This is a genomic window from Cupriavidus sp. DF5525 (assembly GCF_040149425.2).
Classification (GTDB): Bacteria; Pseudomonadota; Gammaproteobacteria; order Burkholderiales; family Burkholderiaceae; genus Cupriavidus; species Cupriavidus pickettii_A.
Window position 1 is genome coordinate 115,307 of the sequence record NZ_CP168267.1, and the last position, 21,381, is coordinate 136,687.

21 protein-coding genes and 2 pseudogenes are annotated in these 21,381 nt (G+C 62.9%); 14 read left to right on the top strand and 9 right to left on the bottom strand.

Going from position 1 to position 21,381, the window contains the following annotated elements; translation table 11 throughout:
• Window positions 1-13 precede the first annotated feature (13 nt).
• The 3 genes from ABNX08_RS34865 to ABNX08_RS34875 form a co-directional block, all read right to left on the bottom strand.
• On the bottom strand, window positions 14-754 hold the full coding sequence (locus tag ABNX08_RS34865) for a carboxymuconolactone decarboxylase family protein (protein WP_349607471.1): 741 nt from the start codon (window positions 752-754) through the stop codon (window positions 14-16).
• Between the two features lie 24 nt (window positions 755-778).
• Window positions 779-1,603 (bottom strand): SDR family NAD(P)-dependent oxidoreductase, encoded by an 825-nt coding sequence (locus ABNX08_RS34870; RefSeq protein WP_349607473.1) that lies wholly within the window; start codon window positions 1,601-1,603, stop codon window positions 779-781.
• A 79-nt stretch (window positions 1,604-1,682) separates the two neighbouring features.
• Window positions 1,683-2,312, bottom strand: a complete 630-nt coding sequence (locus tag ABNX08_RS34875) for a 3-keto-5-aminohexanoate cleavage protein (RefSeq protein ID WP_349607475.1) — start codon at window positions 2,310-2,312, stop codon at window positions 1,683-1,685.
• Window positions 2,313-2,475: 163 nt separating this feature from the next.
• Here ABNX08_RS34875 and ABNX08_RS34880 point away from each other — a divergent pair, with 163 nt between their 5' ends.
• A complete protein-coding gene (locus ABNX08_RS34880) occupies window positions 2,476-3,717 on the top strand; it encodes an IS4 family transposase (RefSeq protein ID WP_051370080.1) in 1,242 nt (413 codons plus the stop codon).
• Between the two features lie 20 nt (window positions 3,718-3,737).
• On the opposite strand, the pseudogene ABNX08_RS34885 reads toward ABNX08_RS34880, so the two are convergent.
• Window positions 3,738-4,175: pseudogene (locus ABNX08_RS34885) on the bottom strand (3-keto-5-aminohexanoate cleavage protein); the annotation flags it as partial.
• On the opposite strand from ABNX08_RS34885, the gene ABNX08_RS34890 reads away from it, so the two are divergent.
• On the top strand, window positions 4,174-4,410 hold the full coding sequence (locus ABNX08_RS34890) for a hypothetical protein (protein WP_349605025.1): 237 nt from the start codon (window positions 4,174-4,176) through the stop codon (window positions 4,408-4,410). The pseudogene ABNX08_RS34885 and the gene ABNX08_RS34890 overlap by 2 nt on opposite strands.
• Window positions 4,411-4,501: 91 nt before the next feature.
• Window positions 4,502-5,500 (top strand): tripartite tricarboxylate transporter substrate binding protein, encoded by a 999-nt coding sequence (locus ABNX08_RS34895; RefSeq protein WP_349605027.1) that lies wholly within the window; start codon window positions 4,502-4,504, stop codon window positions 5,498-5,500.
• 34 nt (window positions 5,501-5,534) lie between these two features.
• Here the strand turns inward: ABNX08_RS34895 and ABNX08_RS34900 are convergent, their stop codons facing one another.
• Window positions 5,535-6,461, bottom strand: coding sequence for a LysR substrate-binding domain-containing protein (locus ABNX08_RS34900; protein ID WP_349605029.1), 927 nt, complete (start codon window positions 6,459-6,461; stop codon window positions 5,535-5,537).
• A 181-nt stretch (window positions 6,462-6,642) separates the two neighbouring features.
• Between ABNX08_RS34900 and ABNX08_RS34905 the strand changes: the two genes are divergently transcribed.
• The 4 genes from ABNX08_RS34905 to ABNX08_RS34920 all read left to right on the top strand — a co-directional run bounded on the left by ABNX08_RS34905 (window position 6,643) and on the right by ABNX08_RS34920 (window position 9,981).
• Window positions 6,643-7,713, top strand: coding sequence for a TauD/TfdA family dioxygenase (locus tag ABNX08_RS34905; RefSeq protein ID WP_349605030.1), 1,071 nt, complete (start codon window positions 6,643-6,645; stop codon window positions 7,711-7,713).
• A 53-nt stretch (window positions 7,714-7,766) separates the two neighbouring features.
• Window positions 7,767-8,528, top strand: coding sequence for an SDR family oxidoreductase (locus tag ABNX08_RS34910; protein WP_349605031.1), 762 nt, complete (start codon window positions 7,767-7,769; stop codon window positions 8,526-8,528).
• 98 nt (window positions 8,529-8,626) lie between these two features.
• Window positions 8,627-9,616 (top strand): tripartite tricarboxylate transporter substrate binding protein, encoded by a 990-nt coding sequence (locus ABNX08_RS34915; protein WP_349605032.1) that lies wholly within the window; start codon window positions 8,627-8,629, stop codon window positions 9,614-9,616.
• 17 nt (window positions 9,617-9,633) lie between these two features.
• Window positions 9,634-9,981 carry a Rieske 2Fe-2S domain-containing protein gene (locus ABNX08_RS34920; RefSeq protein WP_349605034.1) on the top strand — a complete coding sequence of 116 codons (348 nt, stop codon included), beginning with the start codon at window positions 9,634-9,636 and terminating at the stop codon, window positions 9,979-9,981.
• A 78-nt stretch (window positions 9,982-10,059) separates the two neighbouring features.
• Here ABNX08_RS34920 and ABNX08_RS34925 read toward each other — a convergent pair whose 3' ends face one another.
• Entirely contained in the window at window positions 10,060-11,094 is a 1,035-nt protein-coding gene (locus tag ABNX08_RS34925; RefSeq protein WP_349605035.1) for an AraC family transcriptional regulator ligand-binding domain-containing protein, read from the bottom strand.
• Between the two features lie 72 nt (window positions 11,095-11,166).
• Here ABNX08_RS34925 and ABNX08_RS34930 point away from each other — a divergent pair.
• The 3 genes and pseudogenes from ABNX08_RS34930 to ABNX08_RS34940 all read left to right on the top strand — a co-directional run.
• Window positions 11,167-11,508, top strand: a pseudogene (locus ABNX08_RS34930) (fatty acid--CoA ligase); the annotation flags it as partial.
• Window positions 11,509-12,180: 672 nt separating this feature from the next.
• Window positions 12,181-12,735, top strand: a complete 555-nt coding sequence (locus ABNX08_RS34935; RefSeq protein ID WP_349605037.1) for a putative Ig domain-containing protein — start codon at window positions 12,181-12,183, stop codon at window positions 12,733-12,735.
• A 31-nt stretch (window positions 12,736-12,766) separates the two neighbouring features.
• Window positions 12,767-13,810, top strand: a complete 1,044-nt coding sequence (locus ABNX08_RS34940) for a kelch repeat-containing protein (RefSeq protein ID WP_349605036.1) — start codon at window positions 12,767-12,769, stop codon at window positions 13,808-13,810.
• Window positions 13,811-14,359: 549 nt separating this feature from the next.
• Here ABNX08_RS34940 and ABNX08_RS34945 read toward each other — a convergent pair.
• On the bottom strand, window positions 14,360-15,499 hold the full coding sequence (locus ABNX08_RS34945) for an IS110 family transposase (RefSeq protein WP_374063782.1): 1,140 nt from the start codon (window positions 15,497-15,499) through the stop codon (window positions 14,360-14,362).
• Between the two features lie 203 nt (window positions 15,500-15,702).
• Between ABNX08_RS34945 and ABNX08_RS34950 the strand changes: the two genes are divergently transcribed.
• A complete protein-coding gene (locus tag ABNX08_RS34950; protein ID WP_349609889.1) occupies window positions 15,703-16,833 on the top strand; it encodes an IS110 family transposase in 1,131 nt (376 codons plus the stop codon).
• A 650-nt stretch (window positions 16,834-17,483) separates the two neighbouring features.
• Here ABNX08_RS34950 and ABNX08_RS34955 read toward each other — a convergent pair.
• Both ABNX08_RS34955 and ABNX08_RS34960 read right to left on the bottom strand, forming a co-directional pair.
• Window positions 17,484-18,236: a sterol desaturase family protein gene (locus tag ABNX08_RS34955; protein WP_349607056.1), complete on the bottom strand. Its 753-nt coding sequence runs from the start codon at window positions 18,234-18,236 to the stop codon at window positions 17,484-17,486.
• Complete coding sequence (locus tag ABNX08_RS34960; protein ID WP_349607057.1) at window positions 18,233-18,856, bottom strand: YebB family permuted papain-like enzyme; 624 nt, start codon at window positions 18,854-18,856, stop codon at window positions 18,233-18,235. The genes ABNX08_RS34955 and ABNX08_RS34960 overlap by 4 nt, the downstream gene beginning before the upstream one ends.
• Before the next feature lie 156 nt (window positions 18,857-19,012).
• Between ABNX08_RS34960 and ABNX08_RS34965 the strand changes: the two genes are divergently transcribed.
• The 3 genes from ABNX08_RS34965 to ABNX08_RS34975 all read left to right on the top strand — a co-directional run bounded on the left by ABNX08_RS34965 (window position 19,013) and on the right by ABNX08_RS34975 (window position 21,350).
• Window positions 19,013-19,774 carry a transcriptional regulator gene (locus ABNX08_RS34965; protein ID WP_349607058.1) on the top strand — a complete coding sequence of 254 codons (762 nt, stop codon included), beginning with the start codon at window positions 19,013-19,015 and terminating at the stop codon, window positions 19,772-19,774.
• Between the two features lie 254 nt (window positions 19,775-20,028).
• Window positions 20,029-20,643 (top strand): glutathione S-transferase family protein, encoded by a 615-nt coding sequence (locus tag ABNX08_RS34970; RefSeq protein ID WP_349607059.1) that lies wholly within the window; start codon window positions 20,029-20,031, stop codon window positions 20,641-20,643.
• Window positions 20,644-20,777: 134 nt separating this feature from the next.
• Complete coding sequence (locus tag ABNX08_RS34975) at window positions 20,778-21,350, top strand: TetR family transcriptional regulator (RefSeq protein ID WP_349607060.1); 573 nt, start codon at window positions 20,778-20,780, stop codon at window positions 21,348-21,350.
• Window positions 21,351-21,381: the final 31 nt, after the last annotated feature.

Genomic DNA, 21,381 nt, shown 5'->3' on the forward strand with positions numbered 1-21,381 from the left:
CCGGCCCCGGGGGTCAGGCTGCGGTTTCCCGTATCGCGCGGTCGAGCATCGGCACCGCGAGCTCGCATGCCTCGATGCCTTGCAGGCTGACGATCTTCAGCACTGCCAGGATCTGGGCGCGCGTGGCACCGAGACGGAGGGCTGCTTCGATATGCCGTTGGGTGCCATGGCCGTACATGTGGGTAATCGCGGCATCGCCGGCGATGCAGAGGAATTCGATCCACAGCGGCGGCAGGATGTGGTCCTGCCACAGGCCGAAGCCCATCGACAGGAATTTCTCCAGGTATTGCGGATCCCAGCGGTACATCGTTTCCCACAGCGGATTGAACATGCCATTGGCACGCACCGCGTCGCACACCGGCGTCGCGCCTGGCGCCACAGGCTCGTCGGGGATGCCGGCGCGCGCCAGTTCCTCGGCCAGCGCCGGCACGCCGACCGCGCAGGCATGGATGCCGACCACGCTGGCAAGCTTGAAGACTTCCAGTATTTCGGCGCGGGTGGCGCCCAGGCGGATGGCCTCGCGCACGTGGCGGGACACGCCCGGCTTGTACAGGTGCGTGGCGGTGACATCGATGTTCAGGCGGATCAGCGCGACCAGCTTGGGGTCGAGCACGCTTTCGGCCTGCGCATCGCGCGCAAGCGCGACCCAGGTGGCGATCCACTTGGGATCCCATTCGGTCAGCGGATCGAGTTCGCTGCCGAGCACGCCGGCGTCGCGCAAGGCCTTGTAATGGGGAAAGAGGTTGTGTTGCATGGCTGTCGAAGTCTGTTGGCGGGCTCAGATCACCGAGCCGCCGTTGGGGCTGATGACCTGGCCTACCAGGTAGTGTTCGTCGCTGGCGAGGTGCAGCACCGTTGCTGCGTACTCCTCCACGGTGCCGAAGCGGCCCGCCGGGCAGCCTTGCCAGAGCTGGTTGCGGCCGTCTTCGCCGATCTTTTCCAGGTATTCGTTGAAGGCGGGCGTCGCAACCCCGCCGGGTGCCATCGCGTTGACGTAGATGCTTGCCCCGGCCACTTCCAGCGCCACGGAGCGGGTGAAGGCGACCACGGCGCCCTTGGTGGCGCTGTAGTGCGGGCTGTGCGCGCTCCTTGACGAGATTCCGGCGATCGAGGCGATATTGATGATGCGCCCGTAGCGTTGTGGTTGCATCAACCGGAGCGCCTCGCGGGTGCAGTAGAACGTGCCATGCACGTTGACGTCCCAGTAGCGTAGCCATTCCTCGTCGGTGATTTCACTGGTGAAGCCGAGCGAAGCGCGCGGTACCGGTGTCTGCATGTACGCGTAGAGCTGGTTGCGGCGCTCGGTGTCCACCGGACGGTTGGGCGTCAGCGCGGCGTTGTTGACGAGGATATGCACCGTGCCGAAGGTCTCGCGCGCCTGCGCGAACATGTCGGCCACTTGCTGGCTCGACGACACGTCGCAAACGACGGACAGGCAGCGGCGGCCTTCAGCGAGCACCGCTTCGCGCGCGGCGGCAAGCGATGCCGGGCTGATGTCGCAGATCACCAGGTCGGCGCCTGCGCGCGCCAGCGCCACGGCGATGCCCTGGCCCAGGCCGGGCCCGACGCCCGTGACGAGGGCGATTTTGTTGGTCAGTTTCATGATCGGTTGCGGGAGGCTGTTCAGAAGCCACCGGCGCGCGCGGCCGGAGCATCGCGCGCACCGTGGCGGATGGCCGCGCTCAGACGCTGCCCGGCACCGTGAAGCCACGCTGGCCCGGCTTGCGGTTCGGCGCCATGCCGAGCTGGCGGATGGTTTCGTCGGCGCTGTCGTACCACTCGTTGATCTTGTAGATGCGGCGGGCTTCCTTGCCGTTGGCGACGTCGCGGCCAAGCTCGCGCGCCAGGCGCACGGTCTGCTCGATCTGCTGCACCGAGGTCATGCGTTCGCCCTTGCGGCCCCACAGGTTGTCCTCGATGCCCACGCGGACATGCAGGCCCAGCGCGATCGCCATGGCGTTCATCGGCAGCACCGCGCGCATGGCGCTTTCGATCGTCAGCACGGCGCCGTCCGGCGTGCGGCGCGCGAACTCGATCATGTCGGCCGGGTGCAGGCCGGCCGCGCCGCCGCCGATGGCGACGTAGTTCAGGATCAGCGGGCCGCGATACAGGCCCTTGCGGATCAGGCGCTCGACCGTCTCAAGCTGCGCCACGTGGCCGAGCATGAAATGCGGCTGGACCCCGGCCTTGGTCAGGCGCTCCAGGTGTTCGATGAAGAACGACGGCTTGGAGTCGACCACCATCTCGCTGTACGCCTTGAAGTATTCCGGCTTTTCGAGAATGGTGCCCTGGACGTCGTCGGCGGTCAGCATCCAATCCACCCAAGATAAGCCGTCAAATAGAATCGCAATTTGCCACGCGCACGCTTGACAGATGACGAGGTTCGAGCGGCCGCCGCCCTGCTTGCGCTGGCTGTTTAGCGCAAGCAGGGCGGCGGCCAATAGAGGATCGTTTCTCGATCTTCGCTTGGCTCTCATGCCCCTGTCCGATCTGTTCGCTACGCTTACCCAATATCTGCACACCAAGGTCTTTCACGATCTTGCCCGTCATCCCGAATATCCAGCCGCATTCACCCGTCAGCGCAAGCTCACCCTGCCCACACTGATCGCGTTCATGCTTGGCAACTTGCGCATGGGCGTTCAAGCCGAACTCGATCAATTCTTCGCCGCGCTCGCCCGCCAAAACACCTTGTGCCGGCGAGTCAGTGAACAAGCCTTCGCCCAGGCTCGCAGCAAACTCAGCGGCGATGTCTTTGCTCACCTCAATGACTGGCTGCTTCAGCAGGTGTCCAACCATTTGCCGCGCTGGCATGGCTTTCGGCTGGTCGCAGCCGACGCCTCGCACCTGCGTTTTGCCATCCGCCACAGCCATCTGCCTCGAGCCGCCACCCGTGATCAACTCGCTTTCGGCCTGTACCTCCCCGGGGCCGAGATGATGCTCGCCGCCTCACTGCACAGCGTGCTCGAGAACGAACGCCAGATCCTGTTCGAGCATCTGGACCGCCTGCAATCCGACGACTTGCTGTTGCTCGACCGCGGCTACCCGGCCCGCTGGCTGGTAGCCGTACTCAACCAACGAAACATCCCTTTCTGCATGCGCGCCGACGGTAGCGGCTTTGCTGCCCTGCGGGACTTCGTCCGCTCCGGCCGCGCCGAGACCGTCGTCACGCTCCCGGCTCCAGCCCGCAATGACGCGCGCGACTATGAATGTGCGTCCGTCCCGCAGACCGTCCGGCTCATCCGGCAGATCTCGCCAGCCGCCAAGGTTCGCGTGCTCATCACCAATCTGCTCGACAGGCACCGCCATCCGGCTGCCACCTTCCGCGATCTCTATCACCAGCGCTGGCGTCTCGAGGAGGCCTTCAAACGCCTCAAACACCGCATGGCACTCGAACACCTGTCCGGCCTCTCACAGTTGGCCGCCAGGCAGGACTTCGGAGCCAAAGTCCTGTGCGATAACCTGCACGCCCTGTGCTGTCTTGCGGCCGCGCAGGAACATGACATTGACTCGGATCATCGGATCAACCGTGCCTACGCCATCACCGCCCTTAAACGTGTCCTGCCTGCACTGCTGCTCGGCCTGCGCTGGGCCAAGGCTGCCCTGAACGAGACCTTGACCTTGATCGCAACACGTCTCCAGCGCGTGCGACCAGATCGCGCCAAGCCCCGTCCACCACGCCACAAGCCTCATCGACATGCCGCTTATAAGGCTTGTTGATGCTGCTTATCTTGGGTGGATTGGGTCAGCATCTCGCAGATATTCATCTGGCTGGTGTTGATCGCGATCGTGACCTGGTCGGGCTTGGGGTCCAGTTCTGCCAGCATGTGGCGCGTGTCGTAGTCCAGCCACTCGGCGGCCTTGCCTTCGCCTTCGGGGGCGAACGAGATCGAGCCACCAACCTGCAGCACCATGTCAGGCACGGCTTCGCGCAGGCGCGCCAGCATCTCGTTGAACATCGACATGCGCTTGGAACCCTTGCCATCCGCCTCGCGCACATGCACGTGCAGCACCGTGGCGCCGGCGTAGTAGCAATCGACGGCTTTCTGGATCTGGGCATCCATGCTCACCGGGATGTCATCCGAGTCGGAGGGCAGCCACTGCGGGCCGTAGGGCGCGACCTGGATCACCAGTTTTTCCTGGCTTTCGGGAAGCAGGCTGTCGTCGAGAAAATGCATGGATGGTCTCCTGATGGTGAAGCCCTTTGCTGGGGCGGTACAGGTATTCTGGACGGCGGCCGGACGCTGCGTTTATCCGCTTGTCACTATTTCATGTAGCTTTGTCACATCTGGTGAAAACCCGAAGCAGGGCCGCCGCCCACGGCTCACATTCGCTGCGCGAGTGAACGGCGACAGTGGCAACGCGCGGCTGACATTACCAATCGCTTATTCCTTCAAGGTTTTATTTCATTAGTTTTCGGGAGTGAGTCGTGCGCACAATGCCGATGCCCATACATCTGGGATAACCAGGCATTCAGAGAACGGCGTGGGCCCAAGGAGACAATATGAAATCAAGACTGACATGCCGCGGCACGCGCGCATGGCATCTCGCAGTACTGACCGCCACCGCGCTTGCAGCCGCCCCCGTACTCGCGCAGGGTAGCTGGCCATCGCGCCCGATCCGCATGGTGGTGCCAAGTCCCGGCGGCAGCGGGCCGGACGTGCTGGCGCGCGTCTTCGCGGAGCAGATTTCGCAGTCGCTGAAGCAGCCGGTGGTGGTCGACAACAAGCCCGGCGCAAACGGGCAACTGTCGGTTGATGCTGTCGTGCGCGCCCAGCCCGATGGCTATACGGTGCTGTTGGCGAGCGCCTCGGCCACCGTGATGAACCAGGCGATCCAGCCCAAGCTGCCGTTCAATATCGTCGATGACCTCATCCCGGTCGCGCAGATTGGCTCGGGCGGCGTGCTGCTGGTGGTCGCGCCGGACTTTCCCGCGAAGGATATGAAAGCGTTCGTGGAAACGGTCAAGGCGCGTCCGGGCAAGTATGACTACGGTACCTGGGGTATCGGCTCGGGCGGGCACCTGGCCATGGCGCAACTGCGAACGCTGACGGGTGTCGACCTGACCCACGTTCCCTACAAGGGGGTGCCGCCGATCCTGACGGACATGCAGGGTGGCGTGCTGAAGATCGCCTTCGTCGACATCACTACTGCGGTGCCGCTGGTGAAGAGCGGCAAGATTCGCCCGCTGGGCATCACCGGCAAGCATCGGGCGCCTGCTTTTCCTGATGTGCCGACCATGGCCGAGCAAGGCTTCCCGATGACCAACGAGGGCTGGTACGGGCTGTTTGTGCCGAAGGGCACCCCGCGCGAGATCATCGTGACGCTGAACAAGGAGATCAACAAGGCGCTGCGCTCGCCGGCGCTGAGTACGCGCTTCCAGCAACTCAACATGATGGCCGATCCGCCCCTCACCACACCAGACGAGTTCGCGCGCACTGTGCGCAATGACTATGCTGCCTGGGCCAATGTGGTGAAAGTGAACGACATCAAGCCGGAATAGGCATATTGCCTGGCCGTGGCTGCAGTGACCTCCATCAGCCGGCCGCGGCCAGTTCCGAGCAATGCTGGAATAGTTCGATGGCGGGGGATGGTGCCTTGCCGGCCAGCGTAAAGGTGGACACAGGCAGCAGGACGCCCGGTATCTCCAGCGGCAGGATATGGGCAAGGCCACGTGCCTCATAAGTGCGGGCAAGGCGCCCTGTCACGATGGCCACTGCCTGCATCGCCTCCAGCAAGCCCAGCACCAGGCCCGCCGATACGGATTCCACATGGTTGGCAGGCACGTCCGCCTTCAGGCGTCGCAGCGCCGCGTCAAGACTCTGCCGCAGCCGCGCGGTGCGCGGCGGGACCACCCATGGATACGCCGCCAGGTCACTCCACCCGAGCGGCGTATATGCCGCCAGAGGATGCCCCGGATGGACCACCACGCGCAGCACCTCCTCATAAAGATGACGCTGCTCGATATCCCCGGCCGTGGCCCGCTCCGATAGCGCGCCCAGCACGATGTCCAGCCGACCCGTGCGCAACTGGCCCATCAGCACGTCCATCGGCGCTTCGTACACCGCGATATTCAGGGTCGGCATTCGCGCCTTCGCCAGCGCAATGATCCGCGGCGCGAGCGCCAGCGTCGACCCCGGCATGGCGCCGACGGCGATGGACGCGCACGCCCCCTGGCCCAGTGCCAGCAGTTCATCGCCGGCGCGGTCCAGTTCGTCCAGGATGGACTGCGCATAACGGACAAAGACCATGCCGTGCGGCGTGGGTTCGATGCCGCGGGGCAGGCGGATAAACAAGGGGTAGCCCAGGCCGTTCTCGACCTCGGTCAGTGCCTTCGAAACCGCCGGCTGCGTAATGTTCAACGCGTTCGCGACACGCGCGACCTGCCGGTACTCCTCCAGTGCTATTACCAGACGGAGATGGCGCAGCTTCAGCCCTGTGCGGAGGAAACCGATCGCATCCATGGTGGAAACCCTAGAAATAAAGCCGAAGATTGCTACATGGCGGTTGATGGCGCCGAATTTCGCATCGAGATATTACCTTTTGGTTTGGTCAGGCGCATCAATTTTCATTAGTCATGCGCGCGCTCCCTTCGCACAATGGCTTCACCGGCCAGGCAATGGCTGAGACAACAAGGAGACAGCGATGGAAGCAGCGCAAAACGAATCGGCACAGGCGGCGGATACGCCGGCGGCGTGGGATGCCCGGCAGATCGCCGCCAGGGAGGATGAATGGGTCGTGTGGCTGACCGCGGACGATATCGCACAACTCGACGCAGCGCTGGCCCACACCAGGTCGCTGGGCCTGGCCGTGCCCGCCATCACCAAGGCGACGTTCCCGCTGGGTAGTCTCGCGGCGAAGCTGGAAGACCTGCGCCATCGCCTCGAGCACGGGCTTGGCGTGGTGCTGTTGCGAGGACTGCCGGTTGAGCGATATTCCAAGATGGACGCGGGCACGATCTACTGGGGCATCGGCATGCACCTGGGCCGCGCGGTCGCGCAGAACGCGTTTGGCGACGTGCTTGGCCATGTCTGGGACCTCGGCAAGGACCCGAAGGAGGACATGACGGCGCGCGGCTACCAGTCCAGGCATCGCTTGCCCTTCCATACCGACGGCGCCGACGTGGTCGGCCTGCTGTGCCTGCGCACGGCCCGGCGCGGCGGCCTGAGCAGCATTGCAAGCTCCATGGCCATCCACAATGCCATGCTGCGGGAGCATCCCGAGCTGATGGCGCGGTTGTATGAACCCTTTGCCTTCGATCGCCGGCATGAAGAAGCGCCAGGGCAGGCGCCATTCACCATGACCCACGTCTTCACGTGGCACAACGGCCGGCTCTTCAATCGCTATATCCGCAGTTTCATCAATACCGCGCAGCGCTTCCCGGACGCGCCGCGGCTGGCCCCGGAAGACATTGCCGCGCTCGACAAGTTCGACGAATACACGCAGGACCCGCGCTTTCGCATCGACATGGAACTGGCCCCCGGCGACATGCAGTTCCTGAACAACTACGTCATCCTGCACTCGCGCACCAGTTATGAGGATTACGCCGAGCTCGACCGCAAGCGCCACCTGCTGCGGCTGTGGCTGTTCACGCCGGGTTTGGCCGACGTCCCGGAAAGCTTCCGCCTGCGCTACCTGCTGACTGATGCGTGGGCAAAGAACCCGCGTCCGCCGATCTATGACGTGAACCAGATCATGGGCGTGACCACGCATTGATGCGTCCGACGCACGCTACCTCTCCAGATACAAGACCAAGGAACACCGCCACTATGAAATCCCTTCACGGAAAGACCGCCTGGATCACCGGAGGCTCAAGCGGTATCGGCCGCGCCTGCGCACTGTCGCTGTGGCAAGCCGGTGCCACGGTCGTGATCTCCGCGCGCAGCGAAGCGGCGATCGCCGGCCTGGTCGCCGAGTTTGGCAATGAACGCGTCATCGCGCTGCCGCTGGACGTGGCGGACCGCGAGGCGGTGGCCGCCGCCGGCCGGCAACTGCAGGAGCGCATCGGCGCCGTCGACATCCTGGTCAACGCCGCCGGCATCAATGTGGTCAACCGCAAGATGTCCCGGCTCACGCCGGCAGACTGGGACCAGGTCATCGACATCAACCTCAACGGCGCGTTCTATTGCATGCACGCAGTGTTGCCGGGCATGCGCGATAAAGGCGACGGCACCATTATCAATATCTCGTCGTGGGCGGGACGCTATGCCTCGGCGCTGACCGGTGCCGCCTATGGCGCCAGCAAGCACGCCATGGCAGCGATGACCATATCGGTGGCCATGGAGGAGTGCGCCACCGGCATCCGCGCCTGCGCCATCTATCCCGGCGAAACCGCCACGCCGATCCTGGTCAACCGGCCGACGCCGCCGTCCGCGGAAGATCTCGCGCGCATGCTGCAGCCGGAAGACGTGGCTGCCGCGGTGGAATTCGTGGTGTCCCTGCCGGCGCGCGCCACCGTGAATGAGCTGGTCATCAGTCCTACCTGGAACCGCGCCTTCCTCGGCTTTCAGCCGCCTCCGAAGCGCGGCTGAGAAAGTCGGCGACGGACACTGCCGCGGCCCGGCATCGATATCCGCTGGGCCGTGGCGCGCCGCCATTGCATGGCAAGACAACTCCGGAAGCAACGACCATGAACCGACGCAAATGGCTGCAGGACCTGATCCCGGCCACCATCGCGCTGTCCCTCTCACCGCAGGTGTTTGCCCAGCCCCCGGCGCCCTCCGCCTGGCCTTCACGGCCGCTGCGCATGATCGTGCCGGGCGGCGCGGGCTCTGGCACCGACCTCATCGCCAGGGTGTGTGCCGAGCCGCTCTCCAGGGCGCTGCGGCAACCGGTGGTGGTGGAAAACCGGCCCGGCGCCAACGGCATCGTCGGCAATAACATGGCCGCCAAGGCGGCACCGGATGGCTACACCATCCTGTTCAGCAACGCCTCTGCGATCGCGATCAACGCGGCGTTGCGTGACGCCATGCCGTACGACACCGTCAAGGACCTGGCGCCGGTGATCCAGATCAGCGCGGGCGGCGTGCTGCTGGTGGCGGCGGCGGATACCCCGGTGCGCGACCTTGCCAGCTTCGTGGAATACGTCCGGGCCCATCCCAATATTGCCTACGGCACCTGGGGTGTCGGCTCGACCGGTCACCTGGCGATGGAAGCCATTGCGCGGGCACGCGATCTGCGGATGCGGCATATCCCGTACAAGACCATGGGGCAACTGCTCACCGACTTGCAAGGCGGCGTGGTCAGGATTGCCTTCGTGGACGCACGCTCGCCGCTGTCGCTGATCCAGGCCGGCAAGCTGGTCCCGCTGGCGATGACCGGCACGCGTCGCTCGCCGATGCTGCCGGAGGTCAGGACGCTGAAGCAGCAGGGATTCGATCTCGACCTCGACGGGTGGTATGGCGTGTTCGTGCCCGCGCACACGCCTGCTGACATCGTGCTGCGGCTCAATGAGGAGATCGCGAGGATCATGGTGGCGCCGGCGCTGCAGTCCAGCTTCGTCCAGCAAGGGCTGCTGTGGGTCGAGAAGAACTCGCCGGAGCAGTTTGCGCGGGTGATCCAGAACGACATCCGGTCGTGGAAATCGCTGGCGGTGACCGCTCAGATCAAGGCTGACTGAGAAAAAACAAACTGATCATGGATAAGACATCCCCAGTGCCGACTACCGGCAAGATCTCCGTTTCGTTGTCGGAGATTCCGAATCGCGCAGCCAAACGAATCTTCCATGGCGGACGATGCGTCGCCTTGTTCAGGGTGGACGACAAGATCTATGCGTTGGAGGACTCGTGCCCGCATGCTGGCGCCTCGATCGCGAACGGGAGGGTGGAGAGGGGCGCTGTTCGTTGCCCCGCTCATGGTATGCGCTTCGATCTGGCTACCGGGGGCATGCCCGGAAATCCGGATTTCAAGATCAAGGTATTCCGGACCGCGCTTGCTGGTGACACCGTGACGGTGGAACTTGGAGCGCAGGAATCCATGCCATGACGGCCACAGCCCGCGTTGGCATATACGCTGACCGGGAAGGTGCGCCTCCGCCATCGAAGGGCGATGCGCGGTCGCGTATCAGGTGCGGCGCACCGTCAGGGTAGGTCGCCGGCGCTGACCGGTGCGCAGCTTGCCGGGCGACACGCCGTGCCATCGCAGGAATGCCTTGTTGAATCCCGCCTGCGACCTGAATCCCAGCACGCGCGCGATATCGCCCAGCGGCATGTCGCTGCTTGTCAGCAGCCGCTGGGCAAGCGCGTCGCGCTCCTCGTCGAGCAACAGGGCGAAGGATGTGCCGTGGTCCTGCAGGTGGCGGTGCAGTGTGAAGCGATGGACGGCAAACAGCGATGCCAGCCGTGGCGCCGTGCATTCGCCCAGCAGCATCAGGTCCCGTATCGCCTGGCGGACCTGGCCGAGGAAATCCGGCCTGACGTGGGATTCCAACTCGCCCAGGTAGCGGACGACGGACGACTCCAACGCCTTGTCCGTCGCGCCGCAGTGCGCGTCGAGCGTGTCGGCCGGGAAGAGAAACTCGTCGCGGGGCTGGTCGAACAGGACATGCGTCTTGAAGTGTGCCGTGTATGGCCCGATACGCGGCGGCGACGGGCGGGACAGGTGAACGGCGGCCGGTGCCCATGACTTCCCAAGCAGCATCCGAAACATTTGCACATTGGCCGCCAGGTACGCGCTGACGAGGTCGTCGCGCCCGGCAAGTACGCCAGCAATCTCTACCGAGAACGAGGCGAATCCCTCGCGCGTGGTGAGCGCAGTATCGATGCCTCGATACCAGATGCGGCCATAGCGAAGAATGCCATCGGCCGCGTCTTGCAGTGTGCGTGACGACAGGATCAGCAGGCGCAACGGTCCGGCGTTTTCCATATTGGCGCGAGCGCCGACCAGTATGCCGAGGTGCGGGCAGGCGGCCGCTTCGGCGGCGTCCGCGAGGATGCGGGCGCATACCGATAATGCTACCGGGGCCATGGGCTCTTCCAGCGCGGCCGGCGTCACGCCATGGCGCTTGAGAATCGGCCAGGGCGCCGCGCCGATTGCCTCCAGTGCCTCGACCACCCGCGCGAGCGTGCCAATGGGGACGGAGCGAGCGTCGAGCTTCATGCGTTCAGGGTTTTCACCGGCTGTGACAACGGTATTTGATAGTGTGACTATAGGATAAACGAAACGCAGGCGCGCCGTTCAGACGTGATCAAGTCCGGCGGAGAGTGGGTCTCACCGCTGGAGATCGAGAGCCTGATCTCGCGGCACCCGGCGGTGGCTGAAGTGGCTGTCATCGGCATCAAGGACGAGAAGTGGGGCGAACGCCCGGCGGCACTGGTCGTGCTCAAGCCAGACGCAAAGCCGGTCACGGACGAGGAGATCCGCCGTCATACCCTTGGCTTCAGTGAATCGGGCCAGATTTCCCGGTACGCCGTGGCTTAGGTCATTCGCTTCGTCGATGCGCTGCCCAAGACAAGTACTGGCAAGAACAACAAGAAGGTGATGCGCGAACAGTTTGCCACGTTGGGCGCATGACAACGATCGTCGCATAGAGAACTTGGATACGGCGCTGCCGGAGATTGCAGCGCCCATTTCAGACAGAACAAAAGAGTTGAGTTCGCTTCTGAAGCACTCCTGCACTTTCTGGGATCCAATGACCGATTTGCAGGTCGGATGCGACATCGAAGGTCCGGCCGCGAATTGGGCGAAAGTCGGCTCGTGGCCGGAAGCGGAAGTCCGCATGCGAGCACTGATAGTTCATCGGCCATGTGTTGAGGCGGGTGACCATCCGTCTGAACGCCACGCTTGTCGAGCGCTTCCACCTTCGCCATCGTTTCGCGCACACCCATGCCCGGCAGCAGCACCGCGATTCCTTTCCGCTGACCTTGGGGCCGCGAGGTCCAACCAACGGAGATTCTCGCGGCAGATCCGGGCCATAGCCACCGGCATGCGGTCCCTGGCCCTGTTCCCGTGCTTCCAGGTATCGTGATGCGACCGGAAGCGGGCGATGTCGAGGATCGGCAGCGACAGCGGTTGGGAAGAGGGGTTATGGCGCTCACCTGTCCTAGACTGACAAAGACAGTTGCCGCTGAAGCCGAAAGTCAGTGCCTTTTCGTCACCGGCTGGGCCGCCGACGCTATTTCGAACCGTTGGAACTGGCGGCGAGGAGCGAATTGACGATGTTGAGAATCAAAGTCTTATTGCTCCCTGCGTCTTTGTTACTCATCCTCACACTGGGCGGCTGCAGCGACGGCGCATCGAACACGATCGCGCCGCCCGCCGGGCTCACATACCGGGGACGCGGCGGTGGTCTATGTCGTGAATGAGCCCATCGTGCCCGACACACCAAGTAGCAGCGGAGGTGCCATCACGCAGGAAAGCGTGCAGCCGCCCTTGCCTGCGGGACTGCATCTCGATCCCGTGACCGGCGTGATCAGCGGCACGGCTGGGGTCGCCACGGCCGCCGCGCTCTACACAGTTACCGGCAGCAATGCTGCGGGCAGTGATACGGCGGAACTACGCATCGAAGTGCAGATGCAGGAGATGCCGCCGACGGGCCTGCAATACACCACGCCGAATCCGGTCTATGTAGTCGGCACGCCTATCGCCGTCGACATCCCGCAAAGCGCCGGCGGCCTGATTACCTCCTACACGATCTCACCTGCCTTGCCTCCTGGCCTGAGCCTGAATACCGGGTCAGGCGCGATTACCGGCACGCCGCGCAACCCCCCAAGGGCAGGTCGCCTATACCGTCAGGGGTAGCAATGGCGCCGGCTTCATCTCCGCGCAGGTATTGATTTCGATCGCGGCTGCCAGTTTCTGGGGACCGGCGGACAATTTGGCGATCGCGCGAAGCGACCACACGGCGACGCTGCTGCCGAACGGCAAGTTGCTGGTCGCGGGCGGAGCCAATAACTCCGGCCGGCCCAATGCCACCGGCAAGCCCCTGGCCACGGCCAAACTCTATGACCCGGCCACGGGCCGATGGGCAGCCACCGGCGCCATGGCCACGCCACGCGAGTTCTGCCCGGCCACCCTTCTGGCAAACGGCAAGGTGCTGGTCGCCGGGGGCTACGATGGCCTGCTCGGCACCGCGACGGCAGAACTGTACGACCCGGCCGGCGGTACCTGGTCAGGCACCGGCAGCATGGGCCCCGTGCGGCAAAACCACACGGCCACGCTGCTGCCGGACGGCAAGGTGCTGGTTGCGGGTGGCAACCCCGGCGGAGCCACGGCCGAACTGTACGATCCGACCACCGGCACCTGGTCACCCACAGGCAACATGGCGCGGGTGCATGCTGCCGGTGTCGCCGTCCCGCTCCCCGACGGGCGGGTATTGGTGGTGGCGGGTACCAGCGCCGCCGTGGCGGAGTTGTACGACCCGGCCACCGGTACTTGGTCGGACGCGGGGACGATGACGACGCCAAGGTTCTTCCTGACGGCTACCCTGCTGGCCAACGGCAAGGTGCTGGCCGTCGGCGGCAGGGATGCTCGCAACCGCGAGCAATCCACTGCCGAGTTGTTTGACCCGGGCAGCCGCACCTGGCAGGCGACGGGCAGCATGGAAACGGCGCGTGCCTTCCACACTGCCACCTTGCTGGCGATCGGCGACATATTGGTGGCAGGAGGATTTGTCAGCACTGCCACCGCGGAACGGTACAACCCGGCCAATGGTACCTGGACAAGTGTTGACAGCATGACGGGGCCACGCCTGAGTCACACGGCGACGCTGCTGAATAGTGGTGTGGTACTCGTTGTGGGGGGGCAGGGATATCCATGGCAGAAATGGCCGCAACAGTTACTTGGCGTCCGCAGAACTGTTTCACTAACGCCATGACTCGTAGGAGGCAAGCCATCTTTGCCGTAGGCGGTGTGGTGGCAGATTTGTACGAGCAGAAACCCGCTCAAGGCAGCATGCGGCAGCGGTCCCGGCATCCTATGTGGGCGAAAATGCTGGGAGCGCTGAAGATGAGGAACGAGGTCTCAATTCTTGATTCGCCAATCTGCGGGGCGAGACCGGCTCTCTAGACAAGCCCTTCTATGAGGGCAAGGATGTCAACCCCCGTTCAGTATTGGATTTCATGTAGTTGTCATGTCGGGCTCGATATGTCTTTCCTTGCAAGCCATTAGCTTTCCTTCGCGGACTGACGCGGCGGGCGAAGCCGGAGGTCGGGGTGCTCAATGACGGGCTGTTGCCCGGCTACCTTCTATCCGTGCCGGCGCGGAGCCGGGCACCACATACCACATGCGCAAAGCGCTGGGACCACCCCTGTTACCTGCGCGCCCCATCTCTAACGACGGCTACCCGCGGGGAGTAGCCCGGCTTGTCTACGGGCGCGCTGACCTGCTATTCGTTACCGCGTTGCTGTCCACACTTAGGTCGGCATCACGTCGCTACTGGTTTGAGGCTTGCGCCGGGGGGAATCTCGCCGTACTCGAGATAGCGCCACAGGGCAATGGCCAATCGACGGGCAAGTGCGACGATACCGACGCGCCGCATGCGCTTGCTGCCTGGGGCGAAGCGCTCATTGAACCATTGCGTGAGCTGACTCGTTGGCTGGTGGCGTCGCCAGCTCCATGCCAGTTCAATCATCAGCCAGCGCGCTCGTTTGTTGCCGGCCTTACTGATGCCTTGCTCGACCTCACTTTCGCCACTGCTGTAGGGCGTCGGCGCCAGTCCCAGGCAACCTGCGACTTCGCGCCGATTGTGAAAGCGCCGCCAGCCAAACAGTTCCTTGACCAGGAGCCAGGAGCTGCCCATGCCGATACCGCTGAGCCGCGCGAGCAGCGCGATGGCTGGCTGCGTGCTGCTGAGCTTCACCGCCTTGTGCTGCTGGGCTTCGATTGTCTTGATTTGCGCTTTCACCAGCGCCAGTCGCACGACTTCACGCTCGATCTCGGCACGCAAGCCAGGGGGAAGTTGTGAACCATGATCGCTCCACCACTGCTGCCAGGACCGGTCACCGATGTGGGCGACCCGCAGGTTGTGCAATACCAGCAGCGAACGAACACGGTTGCTGTGGGCCGTACGTTCCTGTTTGAGCCGACCGAGCTCGCGGTGCAAACGCCGTTCATCTTCCTGCTCTTCAGTTGGTACCCGTGCGACTGCCCACACCCGCCGCTCGCCGGCGTGGTAGCGCATCAACATGGAGAGCAGCTTGTCGCCGTCGAGCCGGTCGGTCTTGGCACGCCGGGTACGACGGTTGACTTCGATGCTTGCCGAATCCACCACTAGGTTATGGATTCCTTGCTCGGCCAACCAGCGGTGCAGCCAGAAGCCGTCGCGCCCAGCTTCGTAGCAACTGCGCACCGGTGCTTGCGGCGCCAGGCCGCAGCGTGCCTTGGCTTTGGCGATCACTTGCAGGACTGCATTCAGATCGCCAGCCACCAGGGTATGCCGGCTCGGTCCGTGCACGCTGTCCCCGAACGACAGCTTCCAAGTGTTCTCGCCCAGTTCGAAAGCCATGTACAGCCAGCCGGTGATTGGCGTATTCTGCCCATGAAGGGCTGTGTCAGGCGCGTCCATTTGCGTGTCTCCTTTCGAGAAACGAGAGTGCGAATCTTCGTTTTACTCCAGGAGTTGCCTCCGCGGCCCCTTCATAGGCAGTATGACTTCCCGTGCTGCAGAGGCTGGCCCGCCGCGAGGAATCAAACGCGGGTTAGCATTGCTGCCAGAGCCGCACGGTGCGGACAGGGCCGCACCCGGCGATTTCCAGCGCGGAGGCCAGCATGGAAAACGATAGCACGTTGTATGTAGGGCTGGACGTTCACAAGGACTCAATCACGGTCGCCTACGCACTCGGCACGGGCGAGGTCGAACTGCTTGGCAAGATCGGTACCTCGAAGGCCGATATCGATCGCCTGTGCAAACGCCTGCAGTCTAAAGCGCGGCGGATCCGAATCGTCTACGAGGCAGGCCCATGCGGATATGGCCTTTACAGACAGCTTGCAGGGAAGGGATTCGAGTGCATGGTATGCGCGCCGTCGCTAATCCCGAAGAAACCCGGCGAGCGCGTCAAGACCGATCGGCGCGATGCGGTCAAGCTCGTGCGTTCGTTGCGTGCAGGGGACCTGTCGGCGGTGTACGTGCCCAGCATCGAGGACGAAGCATTCCGTGATCTGGCACGCGCGTGGGTCAGCGCCAAAGACGATCTGAAGCGCGCCCGGCAACGGCTGAAGGCCTTTCTGCTTTCGCACGGTGTGCGCTACAGCGGCCGAGCCGACTGGGGGGCGGCGCACCGGCGCTGGATCAGTGCCTTTGCCTTCGACACTGCGTGGCAGCAACTTGCCTTTAACGAATATCGACGTACGATCGAGGATCGCCTCGAGCAATGCAGCCGTCTCGAAGCCGCCTTGCGCGAAGCGGTGGTCAACTGGCACTTCTATCCAGCCGTATTAGGCTTGCAAGCCATGCGCGGGGTGCAGTTCACCACCGCTGTGGGCTTGATCGCGGAATTGGGCGATCTCTCGCGCTTTGAGCATCCGCGCCAACTGATGGCTTGGCTCGGTGTTACACCATCCGAACACTCCTCGGGTGATAAGCGCCGTCAGGGCAGTATCACCAAGACCGGCAACAGCTACGCAAGGAAGCTGCTCGTCGAGGCTGCCTGGAGCTACCGGCACCCGGCCCGCGTGAGCCCCGATATCCAACGTCGGCACGAAGGCATTCCGAAGGTCATCATCGATCGCGCCTGGGACGCGCAGTTGCGGCTATGCCGCCGCTATCGCAAACTGGCGGCGCGCGGCAAGAACCACAACATTGCGGTGGTCGCGGTGGCGCGCGAACTGAGCGCGTTCATCTGGGACATCAGCCAACTGGCCATGTCGTTGGCCATACCGCGAGAGGCGTACGCGGTATAACACAGCGCTTCGGCCAACCACCACAACCCACTGGAGGAGTTTCCTGAAGGCGGCGTAGCCCGGCATCCCGAGTAACCCGCGAAGATACTACGCAAGGAATGTCATCCGATTTGCGACCATAGGTAGCGGCCAGGCTCATTGGACGGACCTCTGTAATGCGGTAGCCAACCCGCGAATATCAGTGTGATCCACCGTCGACTCTTACTGCTACGTCGCCCTCAGGAAATTCAGATCAAATGCTCACAAACTAGAAACCAATCCCCCATTGACACGGGAAGTCATATCAGTATCTCTTGTTTTCGGCTGCGCTCCGTGACCGATCGAGGTTCAAACCAATTCGCCCTTCCCACCGGGAGGCCTATGGCCGGGAAGGGGCCGCCTTCAGTTGACTACCGGTCGGCTCTTCTCGACTCGGAGGGGTCGTTTACTTGGGAAAGATGGATGGCCGCAGCCGACTTCGCCCAACTGAGTGGAGGGCGTCGGTCGGCGCTTACCGACCCGTCACGTTCATTCGCGCACCCATCAATATCCCGCTGAAGCGGTGATGGACCGTGGGCCGGTAGCGCGGCAAGAAATGGAGGATGGGCGAGAGCCCAGATAGTGCGTCCGGCCAGTGCAAACAGTGCTGCCTCGCTCGCCCCTCTGCCAATCTAATCTTGCGCGTGCCTTTGCGGATCCGGTCGTCGATCAACATGAACATCGCGCCAGGCCAGCATTTCCAGTAGCCGCTCCTCGCGAGCATCATCGAAGCCGCAACTGTGCTGCCACTCGGCCGGATTCTCATATGTGCCGAAGAGCATGTCCCACCAGGTGATGTCGCCGTAATTGTTCCGGTGATACCCCAGGCGATGGTGGATGCGATGCATTTCGGGGCGCTGGAAGACAAGACCGACCCAGCGCGGCGTTCTGACATTGGTGTGGTAGAAAAATTCGCCAAGCGCGGTGCATAGCGTGTAGACGCCGCCAGCCTCAGTTGACAAGCCGAGCAACATGTAGACCAGCAGGCTGCCGATTAACGAGTTGACTATCATTTCGGCCGGATGCTTGTAGAACGATGTGATTACCTCCAGTCGTTGGGGACTATGATGGATCTGATGGAACAGGCGCCAGAGCAGGTCGGACTGGTGGCGCCAGCGGTGCCACCAGTAGAAGACAAAGGTCGCGACAAAATAGGCGAGCAGCCCCCCGAAGATTGGGGAGACCTGCTGCGAAAGCCGGAACAACGAACACGAAGACAGCCATCTCTCCCAGCTCACACCTGCAAGCAGTACAACGCCAAGCTGCACGGCGTTGACCAGCAGCACGCGCACAGGCCATGTGCGCACGCGCGGTAGAGACCAGCCGGGCCTGGTCCGCTCCAGGATGTAGCAGCATCCAAAAACAACGAGGATGACGGAAATCATGCTCGTGCTCCGTCGCGCCGGACGGCGACCTCGGGCAGCAAGACACCGTCAAATACAAGATGAAGTGCCGGGCTGCGCAGCAGGCTGGCAGGTGTCACAGTCTCCCGTTCCCAGGGAATCCGGCCGAAGAACCACAATCGCCAGAAGCCGAGTGCAGCACGTGGCTGACGCGCCAGCAGCGCCTTGAAACTTTCCACCTCACCGACGCTGACGTTGGCTGCTTCCGACAGGACTTCTCGTACAAAGCGAGAACAGAACTGGCGGCCGGACTGAAGATTGAAGCCCGAGTCATACCAGATGCCTGTCCGTCGGCGGGCGGCTTCCGACAGTCGGATCTGCTGTGACGGTGTCAGCGGTGCCCGGGGCCGGCCGATGGCAATGCGCCCATGCTCGGAACGGCCTGCAAACCGATTGAAAGTGGTGGTGCGGCTGAACGGGAACGTGCTCTCCGCTATCAAGGTCTCAGTTTGCGAGTTCCCGACCACGATGCCGACGTGGTTCGTCCATGAGGCGGTAGCGGCGGCAACTTCCCGAAAGGGGCGGGCATGAACGCGGATGAATACAACATCTCCAACTTGCAATTTCGCGGCAAATTCTCGTGCGTTGGTGTCGGTTTTCATGACTGGCTTCCTGGCGACGCACTGCTGATGCGCGTCAGCATGCCACGCGGTATCACAAAACGAGAGCATCTGTTGTCAACGTAGCACTTTCATGGCTATTTAGTATCGAAAATCGATACCATATGGTGTGGAGCTCATTCTTTCGTTTGGGGACCTATGAACGAGGTCAAACACCTCATTGCCACGATCAAGCATCAGCTCAGGGCACAGGGGCTGACGTATCGCGACGTCGCTGAAGCACTGGCGCTTTCCGAGGCAAGCGTCAAGCGGATGTTCGCCAGCGAGCGGCTGAACGTGGACCGATTGGTGCAGATCAGTGCAATGCTCGGTTTTACGCTGGCCGAGCTCACTCAGGAGGCGGCTGTGGTACCGCCGGCGTTGCGGGTGCTTACCCAGGAACAGGAAGCGCAACTGGTGTCAGACCGCAAATTGCTGTTGGTCGCCGTCTGTGCTCTAAATCACTGGTCCGTGGAAGAAATCATCGCCACTTACAGGATCACCCGCGCTGAATGCGTGAAGCGGTTGCTAATGCTTGATCGCATGGGCCTGATTGCCCTCCTGCCAAACGACCGTATTCGGCCGCGCGTCATGCGCGATTTCGACTGGCTGCCCGATGGCCCTATTCGCGCCTTTCTCCGGCAGGATGGGCTGGAGGATTTCCTCGACAGTCGTTTTGACGGGGCGGGCGAGACCATGGAATTCGCGCATGCCATGCTGACCGGCCCGGCGCTGGAACAACTCCGGCTGGAGTTGCAGAGGGTTCGGGCGCGTCTTGCGCAATTGCATGACGAGTCCGCGTCGGCCCCTCTGGCACAGCGGCGTGGCATCGCCATGCTCCTGGCCGCCCGGGAGTGGGAGCCGGCGGGATTTGCGCAATTGCGCCAGCCAGTGCCTTCATCCGCACGCAAGCGCGTATGAGAACTGCCGAAACAGGGCGGCGGAATGTCGGCTGGCAGATGATCCGCATAGGAGCACGCTGTCTCTTCGTAGACGTCTCTTCGTTTTCCGGAAGCAGTCGCTCTAGACACGGTCTACGACCGGCCCCCGGCGTTCGAATGCTCTTGCGGTAGTCAGACTTTTGCGAGCGATTCGTACAGCCAGCCTCACTTGCAGTCTTTTTCAAGCGAAGCGCTACACTAACCAAGTGCGAGACACCTGGTTGGAGAGGGCGCATGCAAAATCCGATCGAGCTGTATGGCGCCTTGACTGGCAACTGCATCCGGGCCGCGATTGCGCTTGAGGAGGCGGGCGTCCCGTATACGGTCAAACGTATCGACTTGGCAGCGGGCGAGCAACTGGGCTCCCAACATCGGGCTCTGAATGCGTTCGGCAAGGTTCCGGTGCTCGTTGAGCATCGGCGCGAAGGCACCTTCGTCCTAACGCAATCCAACGCGATCATGTTTTTTGCGGCGGAGCGTTCCGGAAACGGACTTCTGCCCGCGGATCCAGTCGCGCGAGCCAGGGTCTACGAGCGGTTCTTCTATTTCCTGACCGACGTCATCGCGGTAAGCCATGGTGCATTCCGGCTCGAGCAAATGGGCGCGAGGGCCCAATCCACGCACCTGAATGGCATGGCAATGGCGGCGCTTGCCGAGTCGGAACGATTTTTGGAGTCGACACCATTCATGGCCGGCGACGAATTTTCTCTTGCTGACATTTCGGCATTCACTATCGCCAGTGCTTTTCGCGAGGATCTTCAGTGGGCAAGTCATCCTGCCCTTACGCGTTGGTTTGAGGCCGTCTCGATGCGACCTGCCGTGATCAACGGTCTCAAGGCCTTTGCCTAGGAGCCACGGCCCTCGATTTCAGGTCGGGTAATCCGCACTTTGCTTCGCAGGATCTTCTCTTCTTGACTTCCATTTAGATGGTGATTACCATCTATTTAAGATGGTTAGCGACCACACACAACAGGAGCGGCGAGATGAGAAAGACGAAGGTCGAGACGGCGGAAACCCGTCGACGCATTGTCGAGGTCGCCGCGCGGGAATTCCGGCTGAACGGCATCCAGGCGACGGGGCTGAACGATGTGATGTCTCCGTTGAACCTTACGCAGGGCGGCTTCTATCGGCATTTCGCCTCGAAGGACCAGTTGGTTGCAGAAGCGTGTTCTCAGGCGATGACGGAAGTGATCGAGGGGCTGACAACGGTCGCTCGCGACAGTCGGGCTGCCAGCGGTTTTGCCGCCATGGTCGAAGCCTATGTGTCTCAGGCCCACCGCGACACACGGACAGGCGGATGCCCTCTGGCGGCAATGGGAAGCGAACTCGCCAGGGCAGATAAACAAACGCGCGCGGCAGCCGCGCAAGGTTTTGACGATCTGGTTGACGTACTGGCGAAACATATGGCGGACAAGCCGTCACAGGAAGCCAGGTCGTCTGCCGTGTTCGCTTTGGCGGCCATGATTGGGGCCGTCACGATGTCAAGAGTCGTTGAAGATTCCGACGCTTCAACGGCGATTCTGGAGGATGTGAAGCAGCACCTCGGGGCGATGTAAACCTGTCGGACACATTCACAGATTGGAGCAA